The 25,986-nt window shown below is 42.3% G+C and carries 29 protein-coding genes; all 29 read left to right on the top strand.

What is annotated here, in order from left to right:
- Positions 1 to 12 precede the first annotated feature (12 nt).
- Complete coding sequence (locus RTR76_RS05895; RefSeq protein ID WP_312517842.1) at positions 13 to 675, top strand: PilZ domain-containing protein; 663 nt, start codon at positions 13 to 15, stop codon at positions 673 to 675.
- Between the two features lie 22 nt (positions 676 to 697).
- Positions 698 to 1,747 (top strand): chemotaxis response regulator protein-glutamate methylesterase, encoded by a 1,050-nt coding sequence (locus RTR76_RS05890; protein ID WP_312517781.1) that lies wholly within the window; start codon positions 698 to 700, stop codon positions 1,745 to 1,747.
- A gap of 17 nt (positions 1,748 to 1,764) precedes the next feature.
- A complete protein-coding gene (locus RTR76_RS05885) occupies positions 1,765 to 3,807 on the top strand; it encodes a chemotaxis protein CheA (RefSeq protein WP_312517777.1) in 2,043 nt (680 codons plus the stop codon).
- A gap of 14 nt (positions 3,808 to 3,821) precedes the next feature.
- Positions 3,822 to 4,283, top strand: a complete 462-nt coding sequence (locus RTR76_RS05880; protein ID WP_312517774.1) for a chemotaxis protein CheW — start codon at positions 3,822 to 3,824, stop codon at positions 4,281 to 4,283.
- A gap of 25 nt (positions 4,284 to 4,308) precedes the next feature.
- Positions 4,309 to 4,929 (top strand): chemotaxis protein CheC, encoded by a 621-nt coding sequence (locus tag RTR76_RS05875; protein WP_312517839.1) that lies wholly within the window; start codon positions 4,309 to 4,311, stop codon positions 4,927 to 4,929.
- A complete protein-coding gene (locus RTR76_RS05870; RefSeq protein ID WP_312517771.1) occupies positions 4,929 to 5,414 on the top strand; it encodes a chemotaxis protein CheD in 486 nt (161 codons plus the stop codon). Before RTR76_RS05875 ends, RTR76_RS05870 begins: the two co-directional genes overlap by 1 nt.
- Positions 5,415 to 5,432: 18 nt before the next feature.
- On the top strand, positions 5,433 to 5,765 hold the full coding sequence (locus RTR76_RS05865; RefSeq protein ID WP_312517769.1) for a hypothetical protein: 333 nt from the start codon (positions 5,433 to 5,435) through the stop codon (positions 5,763 to 5,765).
- Between the two features lie 27 nt (positions 5,766 to 5,792).
- Positions 5,793 to 6,551: a FliA/WhiG family RNA polymerase sigma factor gene (locus RTR76_RS05860; RefSeq protein WP_312517767.1), complete on the top strand. Its 759-nt coding sequence runs from the start codon at positions 5,793 to 5,795 to the stop codon at positions 6,549 to 6,551.
- Between the two features lie 119 nt (positions 6,552 to 6,670).
- Positions 6,671 to 8,284 carry a FapA family protein gene (locus tag RTR76_RS05855; protein WP_312517765.1) on the top strand — a complete coding sequence of 538 codons (1,614 nt, stop codon included), beginning with the start codon at positions 6,671 to 6,673 and terminating at the stop codon, positions 8,282 to 8,284.
- A 27-nt stretch (positions 8,285 to 8,311) separates the two neighbouring features.
- Positions 8,312 to 8,629 (top strand): hypothetical protein, encoded by a 318-nt coding sequence (locus tag RTR76_RS05850; RefSeq protein ID WP_312517763.1) that lies wholly within the window; start codon positions 8,312 to 8,314, stop codon positions 8,627 to 8,629.
- A 10-nt stretch (positions 8,630 to 8,639) separates the two neighbouring features.
- Positions 8,640 to 9,173, top strand: a complete 534-nt coding sequence (locus RTR76_RS05845) for a DUF6115 domain-containing protein (RefSeq protein ID WP_312517761.1) — start codon at positions 8,640 to 8,642, stop codon at positions 9,171 to 9,173.
- A 174-nt stretch (positions 9,174 to 9,347) separates the two neighbouring features.
- Positions 9,348 to 10,052, top strand: a complete 705-nt coding sequence (gene rpsB, locus RTR76_RS05840; protein ID WP_312201274.1) for a 30S ribosomal protein S2 — start codon at positions 9,348 to 9,350, stop codon at positions 10,050 to 10,052.
- Positions 10,053 to 10,115: 63 nt separating this feature from the next.
- Positions 10,116 to 10,769, top strand: a complete 654-nt coding sequence (gene tsf, locus RTR76_RS05835; protein WP_312517836.1) for a translation elongation factor Ts — start codon at positions 10,116 to 10,118, stop codon at positions 10,767 to 10,769.
- An 82-nt stretch (positions 10,770 to 10,851) separates the two neighbouring features.
- Positions 10,852 to 11,586 (top strand): UMP kinase, encoded by a 735-nt coding sequence (pyrH, locus tag RTR76_RS05830; protein WP_312517759.1) that lies wholly within the window; start codon positions 10,852 to 10,854, stop codon positions 11,584 to 11,586.
- Positions 11,576 to 12,136: a ribosome recycling factor gene (frr, locus tag RTR76_RS05825; RefSeq protein ID WP_312517757.1), complete on the top strand. Its 561-nt coding sequence runs from the start codon at positions 11,576 to 11,578 to the stop codon at positions 12,134 to 12,136. Before pyrH ends, frr begins: the two co-directional genes overlap by 11 nt.
- Before the next feature lie 7 nt (positions 12,137 to 12,143).
- A complete protein-coding gene (locus RTR76_RS05820) occupies positions 12,144 to 12,371 on the top strand; it encodes a hypothetical protein (RefSeq protein ID WP_312517754.1) in 228 nt (75 codons plus the stop codon).
- A gap of 2 nt (positions 12,372 to 12,373) precedes the next feature.
- The gene (locus RTR76_RS05815; RefSeq protein ID WP_312517751.1) at positions 12,374 to 12,541 is read left to right on the top strand and encodes a 4Fe-4S binding protein; all 168 of its coding nucleotides are present in this window, start codon (positions 12,374 to 12,376) and stop codon (positions 12,539 to 12,541) included.
- A 54-nt stretch (positions 12,542 to 12,595) separates the two neighbouring features.
- Complete coding sequence (locus RTR76_RS05810; protein WP_312517747.1) at positions 12,596 to 13,372, top strand: isoprenyl transferase; 777 nt, start codon at positions 12,596 to 12,598, stop codon at positions 13,370 to 13,372.
- Between the two features lie 12 nt (positions 13,373 to 13,384).
- Entirely contained in the window at positions 13,385 to 14,206 is an 822-nt protein-coding gene (locus RTR76_RS05805; RefSeq protein WP_312517745.1) for a phosphatidate cytidylyltransferase, read from the top strand.
- A gap of 187 nt (positions 14,207 to 14,393) precedes the next feature.
- Complete coding sequence (locus RTR76_RS05800) at positions 14,394 to 15,560, top strand: 1-deoxy-D-xylulose-5-phosphate reductoisomerase (protein ID WP_312517743.1); 1,167 nt, start codon at positions 14,394 to 14,396, stop codon at positions 15,558 to 15,560.
- A 13-nt stretch (positions 15,561 to 15,573) separates the two neighbouring features.
- Entirely contained in the window at positions 15,574 to 16,605 is a 1,032-nt protein-coding gene (rseP, locus tag RTR76_RS05795) for an RIP metalloprotease RseP (protein ID WP_312517740.1), read from the top strand.
- A 10-nt stretch (positions 16,606 to 16,615) separates the two neighbouring features.
- On the top strand, positions 16,616 to 17,683 hold the full coding sequence (ispG, locus tag RTR76_RS05790; protein ID WP_312517738.1) for a flavodoxin-dependent (E)-4-hydroxy-3-methylbut-2-enyl-diphosphate synthase: 1,068 nt from the start codon (positions 16,616 to 16,618) through the stop codon (positions 17,681 to 17,683).
- A 2-nt stretch (positions 17,684 to 17,685) separates the two neighbouring features.
- On the top strand, positions 17,686 to 19,386 hold the full coding sequence (locus tag RTR76_RS05785) for a proline--tRNA ligase (protein WP_312517735.1): 1,701 nt from the start codon (positions 17,686 to 17,688) through the stop codon (positions 19,384 to 19,386).
- A gap of 118 nt (positions 19,387 to 19,504) precedes the next feature.
- Entirely contained in the window at positions 19,505 to 23,173 is a 3,669-nt protein-coding gene (locus RTR76_RS05780) for a PolC-type DNA polymerase III (RefSeq protein ID WP_312517732.1), read from the top strand.
- Between the two features lie 210 nt (positions 23,174 to 23,383).
- Entirely contained in the window at positions 23,384 to 23,845 is a 462-nt protein-coding gene (gene rimP, locus RTR76_RS05775) for a ribosome maturation factor RimP (RefSeq protein WP_312517730.1), read from the top strand.
- Between the two features lie 30 nt (positions 23,846 to 23,875).
- Entirely contained in the window at positions 23,876 to 24,919 is a 1,044-nt protein-coding gene (nusA, locus tag RTR76_RS05770) for a transcription termination factor NusA (RefSeq protein WP_312517727.1), read from the top strand.
- A gap of 13 nt (positions 24,920 to 24,932) precedes the next feature.
- Positions 24,933 to 25,202 (top strand): RNase P modulator RnpM, encoded by a 270-nt coding sequence (gene rnpM / locus RTR76_RS05765; RefSeq protein WP_396144291.1) that lies wholly within the window; start codon positions 24,933 to 24,935, stop codon positions 25,200 to 25,202.
- Positions 25,195 to 25,503: a ribosomal L7Ae/L30e/S12e/Gadd45 family protein gene (locus RTR76_RS05760; RefSeq protein WP_312517724.1), complete on the top strand. Its 309-nt coding sequence runs from the start codon at positions 25,195 to 25,197 to the stop codon at positions 25,501 to 25,503. The genes rnpM and RTR76_RS05760 overlap by 8 nt, the downstream gene beginning before the upstream one ends.
- Positions 25,504 to 25,534: 31 nt before the next feature.
- The coding region (locus RTR76_RS05755; protein WP_312517721.1) for a translation initiation factor IF-2 N-terminal domain-containing protein at positions 25,535 to 25,986 on the top strand (452 nt) is incomplete at its 3' end.

Raw genomic sequence — 25,986 nt, 5'->3', positions numbered from 1 at the left:
GGGGACGGGACTATCATTTCCCATAATATTTTTAAAGTTAATCAGAGATTAAAGATAAAACTGAATGTAGATGAGCAGTATGGCAGCCGCATTGAAGAAATCGCTGCCGACGAATTGGTTATTGCTATGCCTATGAGTAAGGGGTATCCTGTGATGCTCGCCCAGGGTCAATCTTTTACAGGGCAATTAATTATAGACGGGATTGTTTATCAGTTTATTTCAAAGCTGCTTAGAAAAAACATTCATCCAATTCCCGTATGGGTAGTATCCTTGCCGGTTGAATTAAAGAAGGTGCAGCTAAGGTCCTTTGTGCGTACTTCCGCCATGATTCCGGTTCAATTTAAGCTAATATTGCCACTGGCAAATAATGATCCTGAAATTTCTGCCGATAACCCAACCTTTAACGTTCAAACAAAAGATATTAGCGGTGGAGGACTTCAGCTCGTTACACGTCAGCCATTTGAAATTGGGGCAAAAGGACAGCTCGTTATTGACATCCCTGAAGGCGGCATTATTGTGGCAATAGGGGAAGTCGTACGTGTTGAACAGCCTCAGCAAGAGAATCCGGTTTTTTGGGTTGGTATTAAATTTCTCGAAGTACAAGAAAGAGATCGCAGTAAATTGATTAAATACATATTTAAAAAACAATTGGAACAGCGTCAAAAAGGGGTTTAGTTTAGGATGGTGAAGCAATGACATGATTAATGTGGTAGTTGTTGATGATTCTGCATTCATGCGTAAACTGTTATCTGATCTGTTTGCTGCTGAATCTGATTTTAGAGTGATGGATACAGCACGTAATGGGAAAGATGCACTTGATAAAATAAAGAGGCTTAAGCCAGATTTAATTACGCTGGATGTTGAAATGCCAATTATGGATGGCATTAAGGCATTAGAACAAATTATGAAAGAAATCCCTACGCCGGTATTAATGGTAAGCAGTCTGACTCGTGCCGGAGCCGAGGCTACTATGCAGGCGCTGGCCTTGGGTGCAGTAGATTTTGTAGCAAAAACATCGGGATCTATTTCCAGTATTAATGAAATACGCAGTGAAATTCTTGAAAAAGCAAGAGCTGCTGTAAAGGCCAATGTTACTCAACTCATAAAACCTAAGTCTCAGCCTTCGCTTTTACCATCTTTTCCGGCAGCGGGTCAGGTTGGAATAAGTAATAATGAAGAACAAATTATTGCTATTGGCACATCTACGGGCGGACCCCGGGCTTTGCAGGAAGTTCTTGTACGGTTACCCGGCAATTTGCCTTGTGGAGTGGTAATTGTCCAGCATATGCCGCCTGGATTTACAAAATCCCTGTCAGAGCGTTTGAATTCCTTATCTTCACTAACTGTTAAAGAGGCAGAGCATAATGATGTTGTACGTCCGGGAATGGTTTTTATCGCGCCTGGTGACTATCATATGCTGCTGGAGCGTGAAGGTAGTAAAACCGTGATTAAGCTTAATCAGACCCCGCCTGTTGGCGGTCATCGGCCTGCAGTAGATCCTATGATGGAATCAGTTGCCAAAATCTACGGTTCCCGAGCTATCGGTGTTATCCTTACCGGTATGGGACATGACGGCTCAAAAGGAATGCAGGCTATAAAAAAACAGCGCGGTCATACTATCGCTGAAGATCAAACAACTGCTGTCGTTTACGGTATGCCAAAATCAGCGATAGAGTTAAATATAGTAGACCGGATAGTGCCACTTCCGAATGTCGCGGAAGAGATAGTAAAGGCAGTAAAAAAATAGCATAGGGAGGGTATTTCATGGATATCAACCAATATATGGGAATGTTTCTAGAAGAATCCCGCGAACATTTGCAAACCCTCAACCGTTGTGTGTTGGATTTGGAACATGAGCCAAGTAATTTGCAGTTGTTAGATGAGATTTTTCGCAGTGCTCATACCATCAAGGGTATGTCAGCAACAATGGGATTTACAACAATAGCTGAATTGACACATGAAATGGAGAACATTTTAGATCTCTTACGTAAATCCCAACTAACAGCAAATGAAGATATATTGAATACATTGTTTAAATGTATCGATACGTTAGAGCAGTTAGTGGAAAAGGTTGCTAGCAATAGTGATACTGAAATCGATATAAAAGCGCTGCTAAGTAAAATTACTGCTTTAGCTAAAGGAGATGCAGCGGCTTCACCGGCTGCGGTATCGTCAACAGCTAAGTCTATTGCAGCGAGCACTATCAGCTTTAGCGACACAGAAACTAAAATTATCCAAGCTGCCCAGAATCAAGGGATGGGCGCATATGAAATACAGGTTTCACTTCGGCCAGGCTGCCTGCTAAAGTCAGCAAGAGCGTATATGGTGATGAATGCACTAGAGGAATTAGGTGATGTCATCAAAAGTATTCCTCCAACAGAAGAATTGGAAAAAGAAAATTTTGAGCATAGCTTCCAAGTTGTTGCAGTAAGCGGAACAGAACCTGAGAAATTGGAACAAACATTGCTGTCTATATCAGAGATTGATAAAGTTACTGTGTTGCCTTGCTCCTTACCAGCAAAAGTGCAGCTTGCAGCTGAGCAAATGGCTGCAACTCCTTCAGTGGCTGTCAAAGCAGCGGCTGTGGACAAGACAGATGAAAAGGAAAAGCAGCAACCTGCTAATGCGGTTACAACCATCGATAAAAAGCTAAAAGGCGGGCAATCCGTCAGGGTTGATATCGATAAACTGGATACACTCTTAAACCTTGTTGGCGAATTAGTTATTAATAAAACTCGCTTGGAGCAAATTGGTTTAACCCACCGGTTAACAGATTTAGTGGAAACGATTGAGCAAATGGACCGGGTTACGACTGATCTGCAGGCAGTAGTTATGAAGGTTAGAATGGTCCCAGTAGGGCAGGTCTTTAATCGGTTTCCCCGCATGGTCCGTGATCTATCCCGTGATTTAAATAAGGAAGTCAACCTTATTATTCAAGGTGAGGAGACGGAACTTGACCGGACCGTAATAGATGAAATCGGTGATCCTCTGGTACATTTATTGCGTAATGCAATTGATCATGGTGTTGAATCTCCTGCTGATAGACAAGCTAAGGGAAAAGCGCCTATTGGTGAAATTCGCCTGATCGCCCGCCATGAGGGCAATAATGTTATTATTGTTGTCGAAGATGATGGCAAAGGAATTAATCCGGATATCATCAAACAAAAAGCTGTTCAAAAAGGTGTTATCACACAAAGCGAAGCAGAAAAGATGGATGCTGCCGAGGCGGTGCGGTTAGTATTTGCTGCTGGCTTTTCTACAGCAGACACCGTTACCGATGTCTCAGGCCGAGGCGTTGGAATGGATGCCGTAAAAACAAAGATCGAGTCTCTGGGCGGCATGGTGGATGTAGAAACGAAGATTAATGAAGGCAGTAAGTTTAAAATTAGGCTTCCGTTAACACTGGCAATTATTCAGGCATTGCTTGTTAAAGTTTGTGAAGAAATCTATGCTATTCCGTTAGGCTCAATTGACAGCACTATTAATATTAAATATGAAGATATAAAAACAATCCAGAGTCAGGAAGTCATTTTGCTTCGCGGTCAGATCATTCCGATTGTCCGACTTTCTAATGTTCTTAATGTCCCGGAAGCTTCTGAAGAGGAACAGGATGATCTATTTGTGGTAATTGTTCATATGGGTGACCAACGGGCCGGCATTATCGTTGATACTTTAATAGGTCAACAAGAGATAGTTATTAAATCGCTAGGCAAACTGCTTGCCGGCATTAAAGTGATCGCCGGTGCAACTATTTTAGGAAATGGTCAAGTGGCACTTATTCTGGATGTAGGATCACTGATGCAGTGAGGGAGGGATCTGTTGTGGCAGAAAAAACATACTCTACAAATGAATTACAGTTAGTAGTTTTTAAACTGGGTAAGGAAGAATACGCCGTTAGTATCCTGCAAGTTCAGGAAATTAAGCGGATTACTGACATTACGCGAGTCCCTCATACGCCTGACTATATAAAGGGAGTCATGAACCTGCGCGGGAGTGTGCTGCCTGTCCTGGATTTAAAGAAGCGCTTAAATTTAACGGCTCAGGAGTATACAGATGATACTCGAATTATCATTGTAAAAGTGGACGAAATTACAGTGGGAATCATTGTTGATGCAGTTTCTGAAGTATTGACAATTAATCAGGAAAGCATTGAGCCTCCTCAGACCGTCGCAGGTGGCGGTATAACTCATTATTTGAGCGGAGTAGGCAAGCTTGATGACCGTTTGCTTATTTTACTCAACCTGGAAACGATTATCGGTTATAGCCAGGAAGCTGGCAAATAAAATGAAATTGGATGAGGTGGAGACATTGTCCGAAGATATTTTGAAACTTTCACCGTTGCAATTAGATGCACTGCGAGAAATTGGCAATGTAGGAGCAGGTAATGCTGCTACTGCCCTGTCGCAAATTATTAATCGCAAAATAGATATGACTGTGCCGCAAGTTTCTATTTTACCTCTCGGCGATGTTCCTGATGTGGTAGGGGGACCAGATGCAATGGTTGCTGGAGTATACCTTCGTGTTTTTGGTCCGGCTCCAGGCAGCATATTGTTTTTGCTTCCCCGTGACAGTGCCTTTTATTTGGTTGATATGCTGATGGGACGCGGTCAGGGAGCCACAACCTCTTTAAACTCAATGGATGAATCAGCATTAATGGAAATTGGCAATATTCTAGCCGGTGCCTACTTAAATGCATTGTCACATTTTACCAAGCTTACCCTTCTGCCGTCTATTCCTGCTTTGGCAATTGATATGGCTGGTGCAATACTCAGTGTTATTCTCATTCAGTTAGGACAAATGGGAGACCATGCATTGGTGATTGAAACCGAATTTACAACTGAAGCTGATGGTGTTAAAGGTCATTTCTTCCTCATTCCTGACCCCGGTTCTTTAAGTACAATTTTGGCAGCAATAGGGGTGAAGGAATAATGGCAGAATTAATTAAAGTTGGTATGGCTGATTATAAAGTTGGCCGCTACCCTGCCAGCTTAATTAGCTATGGATTGGGATCATGTGTAGGGATTGCTTTATACGATCCTGTTACAAAAATAGGAGGCTTAGCTCATATTATGCTTCCTGATAGTAAGCAGGCCCGATCTACCGAAAACCCAGCAAAGTTTGCTGATACAGCACTTCCCAAGATGCTTGATGATTTACAAAAACTAGGTGCCGTTAAAATCCGTCTAACAGCAAAGATTGCTGGGGGGGCTCAGATGTTTTCATTTACGAACACTACAGATATCATGCGTGTTGGTGAGCGAAATGCCGAAGCCGTCCGGATTATACTGAAGAAACTTGACCTTCGGCTGCTTGCTGATGATACGGGAGGAAATTATGGACGGACAGTGGAATTAAAATTGGATACGGGAGTCTTTCGTGTAAAGACTATTGATAAAGGGGAAAAGGAACTGTAGTAAGGAGGAGGGTTAGGATTGTTCAAACTCCGTGTAGCATTGTTCTTAGCGGTAATTGCTGGCCTATTAACATTTATCAGCGGCTTAATGAATGATACTCGCCCGATAACTGCTTTATATCGTACGGGAATTTCATTAGTTGTTTTTGGATGTGGAGGTTTTTTTCTTGGCGGTCTGGCACAAATACTGCTGGTACGCGTAACAGAAACTGTTGAGCATAAAGGACAGAATATTGATATTGCAGACACTTCAGATTCGAATGAACAACTTTCTACTGAGCTTGCGCAATCAGATGATGGGTTTCGTCCGCTTACTTCTGATATGGTTAAGCGTGTATATCGATCAAGTTAGCGTTAATAATCTGGGGGTTGCGTGAGAATGATCGAAAAGAACGAAAACCATTCTGCCGAATTAGTAAAATTATGGCTAGAATACCAGGAAACTAAAAAAGATATTGTTCGTGAGAAAATCATTGAAAACTATCTGCCGCTTGTAAAGCTGGTAGCAGGACGAGTTGCGATCAGCCTGCCGCAGCATGTTGACCGTGATGATCTTATTAGTAGCGGCTTTTTTGGTTTACTGGATGCAATTGAAAGATATGATCTTAGTCGCAATGTCAAATTTGAGACGTATGCAGTAACCCGAATACGCGGCTCTATATTGGATACGATTCGTTCACAGGACTGGCTGCCGGCTACGGTACGGCAAAAAGCCAGGCAATATGAACAAATTTTAGCTGAATTAGAAAATCGCTTAGGCCGATCAGCAACTGATAGTGAAACGTCAGAGGCATTAGGCATCTCTGTTGAGCAGCTTCATACGCTGATTAATCAATTGAATACGAGTACATTGGTACCTTTGGAGGATTTCTTACAGTCCGAAACGGTAGCGGGAAATATAACAAATCCTTCGCAAAATATTGAAGAAGAAGAAGTAAAAAATAGCTTAATGAAAGCAATTGATAAGCTGCCTGAAAAAGAAAAGATGGTAGTAACTCTTTATTACTATGAGGAGCTTACCCTAAAGGAAATTAGTTTAATTCTTAAGCTCTCAGAGGCACGAATATCTCAACTTCATACAAAAGCAATTTTTCGTTTGCGGGGAGCTTTATCCAGAATAAAGTCCAGCTTATTGTAGGTTTTATCTTACACCAGAGTGTAACTTTTATTGTGTGAATAGATCGACATAGGCTTTCACTTGCGTCCGGAAGGACTTGGTGTAAAGCCAAGTCCTTTCTAATAAAGGGGGGAGAAAAGGTGGAAAATGACGAACTGATTTCAGAGGCCACTGACTCACTGGACGGTTATTTTGAAGTTGCTGTTAGTGATAGCGGTGTTTTTTTAAAAGTATTTTCTCCTAAAGGTGATGGGGAACCCGTTAAAGAGCCAGCGATTGTAACAGAACTGCAGAACCGGGAAGTCAAAGATTATAATTTAACTTTGATTATACGTACAGTGAAAGAGGCAACTGGAGAACCTGTTCAAATTGCTCCGCCTCCTCAGCCTGATGCTGAACCGGAAGTGCAGATATTAGTATCCAGGGATCGTCTGGAAGCTAATTTAGTCATAATTGTGCCAAAACGCAGCAGACCGTTGTTGCTTGATGAGGTTTTGGACAAAATTCGTGAGGCTGGAGTAACCTATGGGGTTGACTTGGATGCAGTTCAAAAAGCATTTCAGCGTCCGGGTTTAAGAACCATTTGTGCAAAAGGCCTAAATCCAATAGATGGTACTAATGCATATATTAAGTATTATGTTGATCTTGAGAATAAGGGCCGGCCTCTTGAATTGGAAGATGGACGTGTTGATCATAAAAATCTCAATACTTTTACAACGGTGCGTCAAGATGAGGTCATTGCTGAAAAAATACCCGTCGTGCCAGGAACAGCAGGGATCGATATATTGGGGCAGCCAATTGCGGCTAAACCTGGCAAAGATATTACATTGCCGCTCGGCAAAAATGTTCATGCCGTAGATAATACAAAAATAGTAGCGTCAATTGCAGGTCAGTTAATGATTATTAATAATAAAATTAATGTCATTCCGATTATTGAAGTAAAAGGTGATATTGATTTTTCTACCGGAAATATTGATTTTGTCGGTAATGTAATTATTCGGGGATCAGTTCAGGCTGGATTTACTGTTAAGGCAGAAGGAAATGTTGAAATATCAGGAACTGTCAGTGGTGGTACTGTTGAAGGCAAAAACGTGATTATTCGTATGGGTGTCCAAGGGATGCAGCGAGGGTATGTGAAAGCGAGTGAAAACGTGGTTGCCAATTTTCTAGAGAATGCAACTGTTTACGCTGGAAAAGATATTATAATCAGTGAGGTAGTTCTCCATAGTAAGCTTTTCTCGGGGAAAAAGGTGATTGTAGAGGGACGAAGAGGCCTCATTGCCGGCGGACAGGTTATCGCCGGTGAAGAAATACGGGCAAAAGTTGCAGGTACGCAGCTGGCGGCAAACACGGATTTGGAAGTAGGGATTAATCCACTGTTACGGGAGGAATACCAAACTCTCCGGCAGGAAATCAAAAAAGTACAGCACAACCTGGAACAGACGCAAAAAGCCTTGGTGATATTAAAAGCAATGGATCCAAGCAATATCCCAAAAGAAAAACAGGAAATGCTGCTGAAGCTGACTAAAGCCCAGTTCCATCTCGTTGGACAAACTGAAACTATTCGTAACCGGATTTCAGAAATCGAACTTGCTTTCGAAGAAATGCGTTATGGAAGGATTAAGGTCATGGATGTTGTCTATCCTGGGGTTAAAATTGTCGTTGGTGCTCACGTCAAGCCTATTCGTGAAGTCATGCGTTTTGTAACGTTTTATGCAGAAGATGATGATGTGAAGGTAGGCCCATACAAGTAGATTTCGGTCAAGGAGTGGATTGCGGCTATGAATATACGGCCTATTGATATGCAAGGCCTAATTCCCCGCTCGACTGAGGCTAGCAAAATGCAGCAGCAACATGATCAGCAGCCAATCGTACAGCATCAGCAGGCAAGTGAACACTTTCAGCAGCTTGCTGCGATTAGGCAGCAGCAAGTTCAGGGCATGGAAAAAACAGAGAAGAAGAAAATAGATCGCGATAATAAAAACGACCCCAAAGAACAAAGAGAGCAAGCTCGCAGGCATCCCAAAGAGACGTTGGTTAAAAATAAAGAGCAGATAAATGATCCTGTTAGGGGAAAAAATATTGACATTATGACCTGAGGTGTTGGGTATGCTTACCGGTCTTATTATCATGGTTGTCCTAATTCTTTTTTTAGTAGTATTTGCAGTTTACAAACGGGATATGGTAACTAAAATGTTTTCGCTGCGAGTTGATGATCAGGCAAATTTATTCCAGGAACAGCTTGAACAGACTGCCGATAAAGTAATTAGTAGATTAGAAGAACAAATTACTCACCTTGAGTTGCTACTGGAAGAGGCCGATAAAAAAATCGCTCTTTTGAATGATAGAATTCAAGCTGCCGATGAGTCTTTGAAGCGGGCAGGTCAATTCGCTGTTGTGGACTTAGAAGCAGGCAAGGGAGAAGGATTAGTTCAGGAAAAAGACGTAAGCTATTACGAAGTTTCTGATGCAGATGCAGCAGCCGATACTACGGTGTCTCCTAAAACAGAGTTGTTCAGTCATGATAAGAAACAGCTGATTATGGCGATGGCTGACCAAGGATATAGTGTCACAGAGATTGCAAAAGCTACTGGACTAGGAAAAGGCGAGATCATGTTGTTATTGCAGTTGAATAAACGGTAAAAAAAATAATATACTATCATTGAATTTTAATTTTAATACTTGTCATATTTAGGTATTTATGCTATAATACCTTTTGGTGTTAAAACACACACGCTTGCCAATTTTGTTACTGTGCCGGTTAACGGTTGAGACAAAAAATGCGGCTTGCGGCGGAAAATAACAGGAGGTGTATCCATGTCAGTAATTTCAATGAAACAACTTTTGGAAGCCGGCGTTCATTTCGGACACCAGACCAGAAGATGGAACCCCAAAATGGCAACCTATATCTTCACAGAGCGTAATGGTATTTACATTATCGATCTGCAGAAGACAGTCAAAAAGGTAGAAGAGGCGTATAATTTCGTGCGTGATCTCGCTGCTGAAGGACAAACTCTTCTTTTTGTCGGAACTAAGAAACAAGCGCAAGAGGCCGTAAAAGAAGAAGCACAACGCTGCGAAATGTTTTTTGTTAATGAGAGATGGTTGGGCGGCATGCTGACCAACTTCCAAACCATTCAAAAACGCATTAGCAGATTGCGTGAACTGGAAGATATGGAAGCGAAAGGCACATTTGATGTGTTGCCGAAAAAAGAAGTTATCACCTTGCGCCATGAAATGGACAGGTTGCAAAAGTTCTTGGGCGGCATTAAAAACATGAATAAATTGCCTGGTGCTTTATTTGTAATTGATCCTCGTAAAGAGCGCATTGCTATTGCCGAAGCTCGTAAACTGGGTATTCCTATCGTTGCCATCGTGGATACTAATTGCGATCCTGATGAAATCGACTATGTAATTCCTGGTAATGATGACGCAATCCGCGCCGTTAAATTGCTTACTGCCAAAGTTGCTGATGCTATTTTGGAAGGAAGACAAGGCGAGCAATTGGCTGAAGCCGAGTAATTAGTAGACATAAAGGTAAGGGGTAATTAATATGCTCCTTACCTTTACTAGTAGACAGGAGGAATTAATATGATAACAGCAGGAATGGTAAAAGAACTGCGCGAAAGTACTGGCGCAGGAATGATGGATTGTAAGAAAGCATTAACTGAGACTAATGGTGATATGGACAAAGCAGTAGATTTTCTTCGTGAAAAGGGTCTTGCTGCTGCTGCGAAAAAAGCAGGCCGTGTTGCTGCCGAAGGGTTAGTTGAATCGTACATACACGGTGGCGGTCGAATCGGTGTACTGCTTGAGATTAACTGCGAAACTGATTTTGTTGCAAAAACAGACGGCTTTAAAGCGTTAGCACGGGATATTGCTATGCAAATTGCTGCTGCTAATCCTAGCTATGTTTCTCGCAGCGAAGTGCCTGCTAGCGTGGTCGAGCATGAACGTGAAGTGCTTCGTGCGCAAGCATTAAATGAAGGTAAGCCTGCCAATATTGTTGAAAAAATGATTGAAGGCCGCGTTGAAAAATATTATAAAGAAGTGTGCCTGCTCGAACAAGTATTTATTAAAGATACCGATAAAACAGTTACTCAGTTGATTAATGAGAGTATTTCTAAAATCGGTGAGAATATTAATATTCGCCGCTTTACCCGTTATCAGCTTGGTGAAGGCATTGAGAAAAAAAGCAATGATTTTGCTGCAGAAGTGATGGCTGCTGTTACTAAATAAGAGAACACCTTGTGTTCTCTTATTTTCTAAAACAGCTATATAATTAATATCTTATCCATATTACAGAACGGGGGCTTGTATTTTGGGAGCCGCAAAATATAAACGTGTTATATTAAAACTAAGTGGTGAAGCTCTGGCGGGTGACAAGGGGTACGGCATTGATCCGGTAATTGTTGATTCAATTGCCCGCCAAATTAAAGAAGTGCGTGCTACCGGTCTGGAGGTTGCCGTTGTAGTTGGCGGTGGCAATATCTGGAGGGGTTTGGCAGGGAGTGCTAAGGGAATGGACCGTGCTTCAGCAGATTATATGGGAATGCTGGCAACGGTTATGAATTCATTGGCACTGCAAGATGCTCTGGAAAACTGTGATGTTGATACCAGAGTGCAAACTGCTATAGAAATGCGGCAGGTAGCTGAACCCTATATTCGGCGCCGTGCTATGCGTCATCTGGAAAAAGGACGTGTAGTAATTTTTGCAGCAGGCACTGGTAATCCTTATTTCTCTACAGATACAACGGCCGCACTGCGGGCAGCTGAGATAGAAGCAGATGCCATATTAATGGCGAAAAAATTTGCTGATGGCGTGTATGACTGCGATCCACGCTACAATCCTGATGCCATAAAGTTTACTGAATTGGATTATCTAGAGGTAATTAAACGTGGACTGGGCGTTATGGATGCAACGGCAACCACACTATGTATGGATAATAATATTCCTATTGTTGTTTTTAGCATTGATGAAGTCGGTAATATTTTGAAAGCAGCAACTGGTCAAAATATTGGAACTATTGTGGGAGGAGCTAGAAATGACCGTTAAAGAAATACAGACATTGCACGAAGACAAAATGAAAAAAGCAATAGAAGCTCTTCGTAAAGAATGTGCTTCTATTCGTGCAGGAAGAGCTACCCCGTCGCTTCTTGATAAAATTATGGTTGATTATTATGGTACGCCATCACCGGTCAATCAAGTGGCGAACATCTCGGTTCCGGAACCACGGACCATTATTATTCAGCCGTGGGAAAAGAACATGCTTGCCCCTATTGAGAAATCAATTCAAAAATCTGATTTAGGACTTACTCCTAACAGCGATGGTTCGGTAATACGTCTGAATATTCCCCAGTTAACACAAGAACGCCGCACTGAATTAGTCAAAATGGTACATAAAAAAGCGGAAGAGTCCCGGGTTGCTGTTCGGAACCTTCGTCGTGATGCAAATGATGCGGTAAAAAAACTAGAAAAAGACAAAACCATCTCTGAAGATGAGGCTAAAAAATCGCAGGATGACATGCAGAAGTTAACAGATAAGTATATTAAAGAAGTTGATTCTGTGATGGCAGCAAAAGAAAAAGAAATTATGGAAGTATAATTCCTTTATGAGTAATGATTGTGTTGTCCAATGCTTAGATGCAGTAGGTCGTCCATTAAAGGATGTTATTGCTGAATTTGAAAGAAGCGGTCATCAATATGTACTTACTTTTACGCGTCCGCCTCGTATCACGTTTGCGCTGGAAGAAAACAGCTTTTACGTTTTACATCAGCGTATCGATGAGAGCGAAGTATATCATCTGATTGCTGCAGCAAAAATGGCAAAGGAGGGTTGATTGTGTCCTATAAAATTAATGAAGAGTGCATCGCTTGTGGCAGCTGCGCGGCTACTTGTCCGGTTGGTGCGATAAGTGAAGGCAGCCCAATTTTTGCTATAAGCGAAGATTGTGTTGAATGCGGTGCCTGTGCAGCGGTTTGCCCTGTTGGTGCTATTGCAGCTCCATAACTGAAACCCCCTTGCAAGAGGGGGTTTCAAAGTTTGGCTTGGAGGTTTTAAGTCATGTGGAAAAAATGGCTCAGCAAGATTGGCGGAGCAGAAGATAAGTCCCATTTGTATCAGGCTCTTGATGAAAAACGAATTCCCAAGCATATAGCCATTATTATGGATGGCAACGGAAGATGGGCCCAGAAACGGGGAATGCCACGTGCATTTGGTCACCGTGAAGGCGCAGAAACACTTAAAAAAATTGTGCGATTTTCCTCGGATATCGGGGTTGGAGCTCTTACCGCCTATGCCTTTTCCACGGAAAACTGGAAAAGACCAACCGAAGAAGTACATTTACTTATGAAGCTTATATCTGATTATTTGGATGGTAATATTGAAGAGATGCATCAGAACAATGTTAAGGTGCGTTTTCTTGGCAAGACGGAAGAATTGTCGGATATGTTAAGGCGTAAAATTGAAAAGGCCCAGACTCGCACGGCGAATAATACTGGTCTTGTACTAAACTTAGCAGTTAACTATGGTGCCAGGACAGAGATTACTCGTGCTGTTCAAATTATTGCCAGTCAAGTGCGTGATGGAATGATAAAACCGGAAGATATTACAGAGAATACAATACAGCAGCAACTTTACACAGCCAATCTGCCTGATCCGGACTTGTTAATTCGTCCAAGCGGTGATTTGCGGATTAGTAATTTTCTGCTATGGCAATGTGCATATACTGAATTTTGGTTTACTGAGGAAAACTGGCCTGATTTTACTCCTGAGCTGCTTGTTCAAGCCATCAGTGATTTCCAAAATAGAGAACGTAGATTTGGCGGATTGAAAAAGTAAAGTAGGTGACTTATGCTTGCAAAACGCATTGCAACAGCCTTGGTCGGCATACCCGTAGCCGTATATGTCATCAATTACGGACAGTGGTTATTTGGTTTAACCGTTAGTTTTTTGGCGTTGGCGGCATGGCATGAGTATTGTGTAATGGTAGAACAAAATGGAATTTATCCGTCCAAACTCCTCGGACTTATTGGAGTTGCTCTGGTCTTGGGGTGTGCATGGGTCGGGAATTCACAGGAAACGGTAACTGTTCTTACATTGATTTCATTAATTATTTTAGGAAAAACGGTCATTTCTTATGGAAAATTTTCACTGGTTGATGCCGCATTAACTCTATTAGGCTTATTATATATTGCTTTACCTTTTAGTCATTTGCTGCTCCTTCGCTTCCTGGAACCGTCATTATCCAGCACTTCAGCTGGAATGACCACAGGTGCTATGTATTTATGGATAGCATTTGTAGGGACTTGGGCCAGTGATACTTTTGCTTATTTAGTTGGCTCTAAATTTGGGAAGGCTAAGTTATGCCCCGCGATTAGTCCGGGGAAAACCAGGGAAGGAGCCATAGGCGGTCTGTTTGGCAGTATCTTTGCAGTGTTGATTTTAGGTCATTTCTTTCACATTGCGTTAATTCATTCCTTTTTTATGGGAGTATTCGTTGGATTGGTAGCTCCTTTGGGGGATTTAGTAGAGTCTTCCTTAAAACGCTACTGCTGTGTGAAGGATTCAGGTAGATTATTACCAGGACATGGTGGTGTCCTGGATCGATTTGATAGTATTATGTTCGCAGTACCAGCCGTATATTATTACGTAGAGTTTTTTTTAATACGTTAAGGGTGTGTCTTCAAACTAGCGGAATGGTCAATGGCGAGTGATTTTTGTGCCAGACAAGGCAATTTTTTGCAGGAATAATGGGCCTTTATTTCAAAAAAAATTAACGAAGTATGGTGCAAAAAGCACCGTCAGTTGACGTTTTTGATAGTTTGAAAACACGCCCTAAGGAGTTAAGGAGTAGGTTGGAATGCATCACGTTGCAATTTTAGGAAGTACAGGATCCATTGGTACGCAAACGCTGGATGTAATAACTCATCACCCCGAGCTTTACCGGGTGACTGCTTTAGCCGCGTATCATAATGATGTTTTGCTGGAAGAACAGATTCAAAGATTTAATCCTCTTATTGCCGTCCTGGTTGACGACAAAGCGGCAGCACGTCTTAAAAGCCGGTATAGGGGAACAACCAGAATTCTTGCTGGTGAAGAGGGACTGCTTGAGGCTGCTGCACTTAGGGAAACCGATACCGTTCTAACTGCTATGGTAGGAGCTGCAGGAATTAAGCCGACAATCACTGCTATTGAAGCGGGCAAAAATATAGCGTTAGCAAATAAAGAAACGTTAGTTGCGGCAGGAGAAATTGTCACTCAACTTGCCCGGAAAAAAGGGGTTCAATTGCTGCCTGTAGATAGTGAGCACAGTGCTTTGATGCAGTGCTTGCATGGTGAAGATTCCAAAACGGTCAAACGTCTGTTAATTACTGCCTCCGGTGGTCCTTTTCGCGGCTATACGACGGAGCAATTGGGCACAATTACTGTTGAACAATGTTTATGCCATCCGAACTGGTCGATGGGGAAAAAGATTACGGTTGACTCAGCCACCTTAGTTAATAAGGGGCTGGAAGTAATAGAGGCTAAATGGCTTTTCGACATTGAATATGATAATATTGATGTAGTTGTACATCCGCAAAGCATTATTCATTCCATGGTAGAGTTCGTTGATGGCAGTACAATCGCTCAACTGGGGAAACCGGATATGCGGCTGCCTATTCAGTATGCGTTGACTTATCCTCAGCGAATCACCTCGCCTGCTCCGGTCATGGACTGGACTAGGTTAATAAGCCTGGAGTTTATGCCACCGGATAAAAAAACATTTCGCGGTTTAGACTTAGCCTACCGTGTAGGCCGGTGCGGCGGTACGCTGCCCTGTGTCTTTAACGCTGCAAATGAGATTGCGGTTCATGCCTTTTTGGCAAATCAATTGCCTTTTTTAGAAATAACTACTATTATTGAAGCTACTATTGATCAGCATCAGAACGTGCTCAAGCCATCTTTACCAGCAATTTTTGCGGCTGATAGTTGGGCGCGTGAGTATGCGCGAGAGCTTGTGGCTAGGTATGAAAGAGAAAATACATAGGTAGGTGATTGTATTGTCCACCACTGTAATAGCGACTATCTTTGTTTTCGGTCTCTTGATTTTTGTTCACGAGTTAGGACATTTTATGACTGCCAAAATGGTAGGCATGAGGGTAGATGAATTTGCTATCGGTTTTGGTCCTAAGATTTTTAGCCGACGCTACGGAGAAACGGTTTACTCCTTACGAATTATCCCGCTAGGCGGCTTTAATAAAATTGCTGGAATGGATCCGGATGAAGAACAGGATGAACGATCATTTTCTGCCAAACCGGTTTGGGCACGAATGTTAGTGATTATTGCCGGCTCAGCAATGAATTTCGTTTTGCCGGTACTGCTTTTCGTTATCGTCTTCTTAGGCTATGGCATTGAGATGCCTTCAGAAAAGGCTGTAGTAGGTAATATCTTACAAGATAAACCTGCTGCTGTTGCCGGACTTTTGCCTGGTGATCATATCAAAGCCGTTAATGGAGCACCTGTTACGACTTGGCAGCAGTTTGTGACTATGATTCAATCAAATGCAGGTAATCAACTTACGATAACCATAGAGCGCAGCGGAGCTATACAGTCCGTAGCCTTGATTCCCGAATATGATCAGCGGGCGAACAGAGGAATTATCGGCGTAACACCTGAAATTTTGATTAAACGCCCAGGTTTTATTGAGGCGACGAATATAGCGGTGAAACATACATATACGATTGCTTCTAGTATGCTGGCGGGACTCGGGCAAATGGTAACTGGAAAAATTGAAGCCGATGTGGCCGGTCCTATTGGTGTAGCCCAAATGGCAGGACAGGTTGCACAATCTGGCTTGATTCCTCTTCTCCAATTTGCTGCTTTCTTAAGTATAAACTTAGGCTTGATTAATTTATTGCCCGTTCCAGTACTTGATGGCGGACACGTTGTGACCTTGGCGGTAGAAGGAATACGTGGAAAGCCTTTAAACCGCAATAGTCTTCAGTTTGTACAAATGATTGGTTTTGCTCTGCTGATGTTATTGTTTGTATTAGCTACATTTAAAGATATTAGCAGACTGAAGCTGTTTTAAGGTGAGGAATATGGAACGAAAGAAAACCAGATTCATTCAAATAGGAGATAGGGGTATTGGCTCAAATGCCCCTATTTCTGTTCAATCAATGACAACTACCAAGACAGATAATGTAGAGGCAACTGCAAGACAAATTGCTGCGCTGGCAGCTGCAGGCTGTGACATTGTTCGGCTAGCGATTCCTGATATGGCAGCGGCCCAGGCAATCGACAAAATTAAAAGCCTTGTGACAGTGCCGCTTATTGCGGACATTCATTTTGATTACCGGTTGGCTTTAGTTTGTCTGGAACGCGGAATTGACGGGCTGCGCCTAAACCCGGGCAATATTGGACAGGCAGATCATGTTGAGAAAGTTGTAAAAGAGGCGCAAAAAAAACATACTCCTATCCGGATTGGCGTAAACGCCGGTTCTTTGGATAAGGTTTTATTAGCGAAATACGGTGGACATCCAACTCCGGAGGCAATGGTTGAAAGTGCCTTGCAGCATATTGCAATCTTAGAGAATCTCGGTTTTTATGACATTAAGATTTCACTTAAGGCCAATGATGTACCGACGACTATTGCAGCCTACCGGCTTATGTCTGATACTGTGGACTATCCTTTGCACCTGGGAATTACTGAGGCTGGCACTGTGAATTCGGGAGTTATTAAATCAGCGGTAGGAATCGGAGCACTTTTAGCCCAGGGAATTGGTGATACAATCCGGGTGTCCCTTACAGGAGATCCGGTAGAAGAAGTAAAGGTAGGCAATGAGATTCTAAAATCATTAGGACTTCGTGAGTACGGACCAACACTAATTTCTTGTCCTACTTGCGGCAGATGTAATATCGATCTGATTTCACTTGCTCATCAGGTGGAAGACCGCCTTAAAGGGGTCCAGAAGCCAATAAAAGTAGCCGTAATGGGTTGTGTTGTGAATGGCCCTGGCGAGGCTAAAGAGGCAGATATCGGTATTGCAGGCGGAATGGGTCAGGGGCTGTTATTTCGTAAGGGTGAAATCATTCGCAAAGTACCGGAAGAGGAACTTGTAGCAGCCTTATTTGTTGAATTAGATAAGCTTATCGTGGAGGGGAAATAATTATGCGTGCTTCGTATTTATATGCACCAACTTTGCGGGAGACTCCGGCAGAGGCGGAAGTGACCAGCCATCAGCTGATGCTTCGCGCAGGCATGATTCGCAAGGCTGCAGGTGGCTTTTATACCTATTTGCCTTTAGCATTAAAAATATTGAAAAAAATTGAAAATATTGTCCGAGAGGAAATGGACGCAAAAGGTGGCCAAGAATTATTGATGCCAATCGTCCAGCCCTCTGAACTCTGGACGGAGACAGGCAGATGGGATGTTTATGGAGATGAAATGTTCCGTCTGAAAGACCGCCATGGCCGGGATTTTTGTTTAGGGCCAACTCACGAAGAAATGATCACTACCGTTGCCAAAACAGATGTAAGGTCCTATCGTCAGCTTCCGTTGATGTTATATCAAATCCAGAATAAATATCGTGATGAAATACGTCCGCGCTTTGGCTTGATGAGAGGGCGCGAATTTATCATGAAAGACTTGTATTCCTTCGATCGCAACGAAGAAGGCTTACATGATAGCTACATGAAAATGTATGATGCATATACAACAATTTTTGAACGGTGCGGACTGACCTGCCGGCCTGTTGAGGCAGATTCAGGCGCCATCGGAGGCAGCGGTTCTCATGAATTTATGGTAATTGCCGACTCTGGTGAAGATGCCATTGTGTATTGCACGGAATGTAACTACGCCGCGAATGTGGAAAAAGCGGAATTGTTGCCTTTAAAACCGGAGCAAGAAGCTGTCAAACAATTGTCTGTAGTCGAAACTCCTGCAGCAAAAACAATTGCAGAGGTAACCGCTTTTCTGCAGATTAGCTCTGAGCGCCTGATTAAAACAGTCGCTTATCAGACGGAGAAAGAAGTTGTTTTGGCACTAGTTCGTGGGGATCACGAAGTAAATGAAATAAAAGTCAAGAATGAGCTCAACTGCCTGATGCTGGAATTGGCTAGTGAGCAGACGATTAAAGAACTAGGAAGCGCAACAGGGTTTATTGGACCTGTAGCTTTAAAAAATGTCACAATCATTGCCGATAATACGGTTATGGAACTGATTAATGCCGTATGCGGTGCTAATAAACCGGATCAGCATCTGATAAATGTAAATCCGAACCGCGATTTTACCGCAAATAAAGTTGCTGACATACGTATGATTCAGGAAAACGATCCTTGCCCGCGATGCGGACAAGCCGTAAAAACAGCAAGAGGTATTGAAGTAGGGCATATTTTCAAACTTCGTACTAAATATAGTGCCTCCTTAGCGGCCACCTTCCTTGACGAGAATGGCAGGGAAAAGCCAATGGTAATGGGATGCTATGGAATTGGTGTGAGCCGGACAATGGCTGCATCAATTGAACAAAATAATGATAAAGATGGTATTATCTGGCCGGTGCCGATTGCTCCCTATCATGCAGTTATTGTTCCAATCAGCACTAAAGATACTGAGCAGATGAAGTTAGCGGAAGAATTCTATCTGGCTCTGAATAAAGCTGGAATTGAAACTGTTTTTGATGATCGCAATGAGCGGCCTGGAGTCAAATTCAAAGATGCTGATTTAATCGGCTATCCATTGAAAATTACTGTAGGGCCTAAAGTCATAAACGAAGGTGTTATTGAAGTTAAGTCACGGCGCACAGGTGAAGTTCGTCTTATTAGTAAAGAAAACTACATTGAAGAGATTCGTACATTCTTAGAGCAGATATAGTAAAAAGGGAAAAGGCGTGAGCTTACACGCTTTTTTCCTTTTTTACAGGGAGTGCATTTCTTAAGGTTAGTGTGTTACAATAGAGGTTGTCTTTAATTGTGTTAAAGGAGAGAAAGTCATGAAAAATTACTGTATTATCCCTGAAAACCAACAGAATTTTATGGCTTTTGTCCATGACTTAGAAATTGATGCTGCTCATAAGGCTGCGCTCCAAAGTGCAAATGTCAGCCGGGTATATGTTGATGTAAATAAGCGAATATGGAACATACATATTACTTTTACGAAACCAGTCCCGGAAAATATAATAAAGCTTGCCGAGCAAATGCTCGCAAAGCAGTGTGGACTTCATAAAGTATCCTTCATTGCCGACAGACAATCAGTAGAGGAGTATTTGAAGACGCAATGGACTGATTTTGTTGGTAAAATTGCCGGCGATAATCATACGGTTCGTTGTTTATTAGCAAGTGCTCAATGGGATTTTAACGGTAAAATACTCATGATAGAAACAGTTGGTGATTTATCGGCAGAGATGCTGACAGAACGGGGTATTCCGCAAACGATAGCCACTACAGTATGGAATGAATGCGGACAACGCCTGGAGGTTTCTTTCAGAAGCAGTGAAGCTGATTTGCCTCTCACATGTGATGCCGACTTATTGACCCCTGAATATCTGGAAGCATTGACGGAAAGCTCCGTATCAGAGAGTAAGGAGAAAGATGAAAATCCACTTATCTTTGGCCGGAATATAAAAGATATCCCTCAATTAATTTCATCTGTACAGGAAGAAGGCCGCAATATTGTTGTGGCAGGAGAACTGCTTAACTTTGAGATGCGGGAATTAAAATCAGGGCGCTTCTTACTAACTTTTGATGTTGTTGATGCAACGGATGGCCTTAGCGGCAAAGCTTTTTTTGACACGCAGGAACAGTCGAAAAAAATTGGTGATGCCCTTAAAGAAGGTATGCCAATTAAAGTAAAAGGTACTGTGCAGTATGATAAATTTGCCAATGAACTAGTCTTATTTGCCGACAGCATGTATCGGACTGAGCGGCAGCCGGAGCGTATGGATACGAGTGAAATACCGAGAGTTGAGCTTCATGCCCATACCCGCATGTCCAACATGGACTCTGTCGTGTCGGTAAAAAGCCTGATAAAAACGGCAGCAAAATGGAAGCATCCTGCAGTTGCGATAACAGATCATGGCGTAGTGCAGGCATTTCCGGAAGCACAGGAAATAGCTAGCAAAGAGGGCATTAAAGTTATCTATGGAATGGAAGGCTACTTATTTGATGCCGACATAAATAAAGCCTACCATATTGTTATTTTAGCTAAAAATTCAATTGGCTTGCGGAACTTATACCGCTTAGTTTCGATTTCCCATTTAAAATATTTTCACCGGACACCACGGATTCCCAAAAAGATATTGGCAGAACACCGGGAAGGCCTGGTGTTGGGATCGGCTTGTGAGGCTGGCGAACTAATTCAGGCAATAGTTAATGGTGCAAGTGATACAGAATTAGTGGAAATAGCTTCTTTTTACGATTATCTGGAGATACAGCCGACAGGAAATAACGAATTTATGCTGCGTAAAGGCCTTGTTGCCAATGAAGAGGAATTGCGTCAAATAAACCGCAAAGTTTGCGATTTAGGCAAGCAGTTGAATAAGTTAGTAGTGGCAACTTGTGATGTTCATTTCATGAATGCCAGTGACAGCGTTTACCGCCAGATTCTGATGGCCGGGAAAGGTTTTGCCGATGCAGAACATCAGCCACCTTTGTATTTCCGTACTACTGAAGAAATGCTTACGGAATTTTCGTATTTAGGAGCTAAAAAGGCCTATGAGGTTGTTGTCGAAAATACCCGTAAGATTAGTGAATTAATCGAGGTGTTTAAACCAATTCCAGATGAATTGTATTCACCTAAGATTCCGGGTGCTGAAGAAGCAATCCGTGATATGTCATACGAAAAAGCAAGATCTTTGTATGGTGAAGACTTGCCGGAAATTGTTTCGGCTCGACTGGAATATGAATTGAAGTCCATTATCAATAATGGTTTTGCGGTATTGTATTTTATTGCTCACAAGCTGGTAAAAAAATCACTTGATGACGGATATCTCGTTGGATCACGGGGGTCAGTAGGCTCATCTTTCGTTGCAACGATGACAAGCATTACCGAAGTTAATCCTCTGCCGCCACACTGGCGTTGTCCCGTATGTAAACATAATGAATTTATTACTGACGGCACTTATGGCGGTGGCTTTGACTTACCCGATAAGGAGTGCCCGAAGTGCAAGAGTCAGTATATCAAAGACGGTCACGATATACCCTTTGCCGTATTTATGGGCTTCCATGGTGATAAAGTTCCTGATATTGATTTGAATTTCTCCGGAACCTATCAGCCGGTAGCTCATAAATATACGGAAGAATTGTTTGGCAAGGATAATGTTTTCCGTGCAGGTACAATTGCAACTATTGCGGAAAAGACAGCTTACGGGTATGTAAAAAATTACTTTACAGAGCGGGGACTTACCGTCCGCAATGCGCATATCAACAAATTAATTGCTGGTTGTACCGGTGTTAAACGGACAACGGGACAGCATCCCGGTGGTATCATGGTTGTTCCCCGTGATATGGACGTTCATCATTTCACACCGATACAGCATCCCGCCGATGATAAAAATTCATCCACAATAACAACACATTTTGACTATCACTCGATTAGCAGCCGTTTGGTTAAGCTGGATATTCTGGGACATGACGATCCTACCGTCATACGAATGCTGCAGGATGTGACCGGACTTGACCCACTCAACATTCCTTTTGATGATGCTGAGACCATGAGTTTGTTTTCTTCTACTACTGCACTTAAACTTACGCCAAATCAATTGGGAAGCACGGTAGGAACTTTTGGCATACCCGAGTTTGGCACAAAATTTGTTCGTCAAATGCTTGAAGATACAAAGCCGAAAACATTTAGTGAATTAGTGCGTATCAGCGGATTTTCACATGGGACGGATGTTTGGTTAAACAATGCACAAGATTTGATTAAAAATGGGACTGCCAAATTGTCTGAAGCTATATCGGCACGGGATGATATTATGGTATACCTAATTCACAAAGCAGTTGATCCTCAGCTTGCATTTAAAATTATGGAGAGTGTTCGTAAGGGAAAAGGTGTCAAGAGTGAAGATGTAGAAAAAATTCGTCTTAAAAATGTGCCCGAGTGGTATATTGATTCTTGCCAGAAGATAAAGTATATGTTCCCTAAAGCGCATGCTGTTGCGTATGTAATGATGGCAGTCAGAATTGCCTGGTTTAAAATCCATCGGCCCTTGGCATTTTATGCCGCCTATTTCACAGTTAGGGCTACTGAATTTGATGCCCATTTAATTGTGCAGGGAGAAGCGGCGCTGCGTGGGAAATTAAATGAATTTGAACAAAAAGGCAATACTCTCACTGCGAAAGAGAAGGGCTTGCACACTATCGTGGAGATAGCACTGGAGATGAATCTTCGCGGTTATGTATTACATAAAGTCGATTTATATCAGTCAGATGCTACTAAATTTTTAATTGTTGATAATGGTTTATTGCCGCCGCTAGCTTCATTGCAGGGACTTGGCGATACGGCAGCTCATAATATTGTACAAGCTCGTAAAGGTAGGGAATTCTTGTCTGTGGAAGATCTACGTAACCGTTCGCGGATTTCAAAAACGGTTATTGAAATTTTAAAAGAGCATGGCTGTCTGAATCAACTGCCCGAAGATGATCAGATTATGCTGTTTGCTTAAAAAATACACTTTACTGTTGTAATCACTTGTATAGGGTGCTATACTAGAATTAGTACAATTTTCCGCGTTTCACAAGAGTGGGTTCTACACCCACTCTTTCATCTTGGTGTGGCAGACATCGTTTTACAATACAACCACTTCCAGATATAGGGTATAAGGTACTATCACATTAGGCAACAATAATAGTAATTGATTGACGGAGGTGTTAGCATGTCACGGGAACAAACAGAGAAATTTGTGGAAAAGTTGGTTTTAGACATCACCAATGGCACTGCCTTGGAATTGGTTGATGTAGAATATGTAAAAGAGCGAGACTGGTATTTGCGCGTGTTTTTAGACAAACCTGAAGGAATTGAAATGGATGATTGTCAGTGGGTAAGTGAAAGACTGGAAGCCAAGCTGGATGAATTAGATCCAATTAAAGAGAGCTACTACCTTGAAGTATCTTCGCCTGGACTAGACCGGGTATTGAAAAAGGAAAAGGATTTTGTACGCCATATAGGTGATAAAGTGGAAGTACATACGTTTGCTCCAATAGATGGACTGAAAATGGTGGTAGGTACATTGAAGGGTCTTATGACGGACGGTGATATACACCTGGATGTCGAAGGCAGAGAGGTTGCTATACCGAGGGAAAAAGCCTCGCAAGTTAGATTACATCTTACATTTTAAGATATTTAAAATTGAATAGGGGGAATATGGGTGAATGCAGACTTCATGCAAGCTTTTGAACAATTGGGAAAGGAAAAAGGAATAGCGGCGGAAATTATTTTCGATGCTATTGAAGCGGCTTTAATTTCTGCTTATAAACGAAATTTTGGCTCGGCACAAAATGTGCATGTTTCATTGGATAGACTTACTGGTGAAATTCATGTATATGCCCGCAAAACAGTAGTCGAAGAAGTAAAGGATTCGCGGCTGGAAATGTCGTTAAGCGAAGCAAGAGCAGTTGATCCCCGCTACGAATTGGAAGATGTAGTTGAAGTGGAAGTAACGCCGAAAAATTTCGGCCGTATTGCTGCTCAAACTGCTAAGCAAGTCGTAGTTCAGCGGATTCGCGAAGCCGAGCGCGGCATTATTTATGAGGAATTTTCCAATCGTGAAAGCGATATTGTAACAGGCATTGTTCAACGAATTGAGCAAAAAAATGTGTTTGTTGATCTAGGAAAAGCGGAAGCGATCCTTGCTCCGCTTGAACAAATTCCGGGAGAAGCATATAAACACGGTGATCGTTTAAAAACATATATTATAGAAGTAAAAAAGACGACTAAAGGGCCGCAAATCCTTGTTTCCCGTACGCATCCCGGACTTCTAAAACGTCTTTTTGAATTAGAGGTTCCTGAAATTCATGATGGTGTGGTAGAACTTAAGTCGGTTGCTCGCGAACCAGGGCTTCGTTCTAAAATCGCTGTTCATTCCCGTGATGAAAATGTAGATCCTGTTGGAGCCTGTGTAGGCCACAAAGGGATGCGTGTTCAGACAATTGTTAATGAGCTTAGAGGCGAAAAAATTGATATAGTAAAGTGGAACGCCGACCCCGCAAAGTATATTGCTAATGCCTTAAGTCCCGCAAAGGTGGTTTCGGTTGAGGCAAATGAAGCAGAGAAAATATCTAAGGTTATTGTTCCCGACTATCAATTATCGCTAGCTATCGGCAAGGAAGGGCAGAATGCCCGGTTGGCAGCAAAATTGACTGGTTGGAAAATTGATATAAAAAGCGAGTCTCAAGCTCAAGCCAGCAATTAAGGGGGGAGTTTTCGTGAAACAAAAAAAAATTCCTCAGCGTATGTGTGTTGGCTGTCAAGAAATGAAAAATAAAAAAGAATTAATTCGGGTTGTTCGGGCGCCTGATGGTGTTGTTTCTTTAGATCCCAGCGGTAAGAAAGCAGGGAGGGGAGCATACGTCTGCGCAACAGAACAATGTTTCACAAAAGCTTATAAAGAGAAAAGGCTGGAACGCGCTTTAAAGCATGCCGTTGCGCCTGAAGTATACGAATCTGTCCGTAATGGTCTCATTCAAAATGGATAAAAAGAGAATTGCCGATTTACTCGGCCTTGCACAAAAGGCAGGACGGATAGTTTCTGGTGAGTTTGCTGTTGAGAAAGCAGTTCGCTCACGCAAAGCTAGAATAGTGTTACTCGCAACTGATGCTTCAAAAAATAGCAAGAAAAACTATCATGATTTAACCTCTTATTATGAGGTTCCGATATATGAAGTTCTTTCTAAACAAGAAATGGGAGAGTCGATTGGTAAAGTTCAGCGTGCTGCAATTGTCCTAACCGATGAAGGCTTTAGCCGTTCTCTTGCAAAGCTCTTGTCTGATGTTTGATTTTGGGAGATAGAAATTTGGGGGTGGATCAATGTCCAAACATAGAATATATGAATTAGCAAAAGATTATAGTACAACTAGCAAAGTAATTATAGATATATTAAGCCGAAATAGCATTACTGCCAAGAATCATATGAGTAGTGTCGACGATGATGCAAAAGTGGTTTTAGAAAGAACCTTTGCCCGTAAAACCGGTAATGAAGATCAGAGCGGAAAGGCTCCAAAAGCTGCCGCACCGGATGTGGCCGAGAAAGTTAATAAGCCTAGTCAGCCAAGCACAGATCATACTGCAGCAAACAATAATAACCAAGCTCCGAGACCACCGTATCAGCAGCAGGGACAACAGGGAATGAACCAACAGCGTCCTATGCAGCCACAGGGGCAGAATAACAACAGACCGCCATATCAACAACAAGGACAACAGGGAATGAACCAACAGCGTCCTATGCAGCCGCAAGGGCAGAATAACTTTAATAACAACAG

Source organism: Anaerospora sp. (genome assembly GCF_032013335.1).
GTDB lineage: Bacteria > Bacillota > Negativicutes > Sporomusales > DSM-15969 > Anaerospora.
The sequence above is the reverse complement of the archived record's forward strand: the minus strand, read 5'-3'. Positions and strand labels throughout refer to the sequence as shown.

Bases quoted from the DNA above. Each gene is read 5' to 3' on its own strand.
- RTR76_RS05845 (WP_312517761.1), top strand. From the start codon at position 8,640: ATGCTTACCGGTCTTATTATCATGGTTGTCCTAATTCTTTTTTTAGTA.
- RTR76_RS05805 (WP_312517745.1), top strand. From the start codon at position 13,385: ATGCTTGCAAAACGCATTGCAACAGCCTTGGTCGGCATACCCGTAGCC.
- RTR76_RS05800 (WP_312517743.1), top strand. From the start codon at position 14,394: ATGCATCACGTTGCAATTTTAGGAAGTACAGGATCCATTGGTACGCAA.
- ispG (WP_312517738.1), top strand. From the start codon at position 16,616: ATGGAACGAAAGAAAACCAGATTCATTCAAATAGGAGATAGGGGTATT.
- RTR76_RS05890 (WP_312517781.1), top strand. From the start codon at position 698: ATGATTAATGTGGTAGTTGTTGATGATTCTGCATTCATGCGTAAACTG.
- RTR76_RS05885 (WP_312517777.1), top strand. From the start codon at position 1,765: ATGGATATCAACCAATATATGGGAATGTTTCTAGAAGAATCCCGCGAA.
- rimP (WP_312517730.1), top strand. From the start codon at position 23,384: ATGTCACGGGAACAAACAGAGAAATTTGTGGAAAAGTTGGTTTTAGAC.
- RTR76_RS05760 (WP_312517724.1), top strand. From the start codon at position 25,195: ATGGATAAAAAGAGAATTGCCGATTTACTCGGCCTTGCACAAAAGGCA.
- rpsB (WP_312201274.1), top strand. From the start codon at position 9,348: ATGTCAGTAATTTCAATGAAACAACTTTTGGAAGCCGGCGTTCATTTC.
- frr (WP_312517757.1), top strand. From the start codon at position 11,576: ATGACCGTTAAAGAAATACAGACATTGCACGAAGACAAAATGAAAAAA.
- RTR76_RS05780 (WP_312517732.1), top strand. From the start codon at position 19,505: ATGAAAAATTACTGTATTATCCCTGAAAACCAACAGAATTTTATGGCT.
- RTR76_RS05785 (WP_312517735.1), top strand. From the start codon at position 17,686: ATGCGTGCTTCGTATTTATATGCACCAACTTTGCGGGAGACTCCGGCA.
- RTR76_RS05860 (WP_312517767.1), top strand. From the start codon at position 5,793: ATGATCGAAAAGAACGAAAACCATTCTGCCGAATTAGTAAAATTATGG.
- RTR76_RS05870 (WP_312517771.1), top strand. From the start codon at position 4,929: ATGGCAGAATTAATTAAAGTTGGTATGGCTGATTATAAAGTTGGCCGC.
- RTR76_RS05820 (WP_312517754.1), top strand. From the start codon at position 12,144: ATGAGTAATGATTGTGTTGTCCAATGCTTAGATGCAGTAGGTCGTCCA.
- RTR76_RS05850 (WP_312517763.1), top strand. From the start codon at position 8,312: ATGAATATACGGCCTATTGATATGCAAGGCCTAATTCCCCGCTCGACT.
- RTR76_RS05810 (WP_312517747.1), top strand. From the start codon at position 12,596: ATGTGGAAAAAATGGCTCAGCAAGATTGGCGGAGCAGAAGATAAGTCC.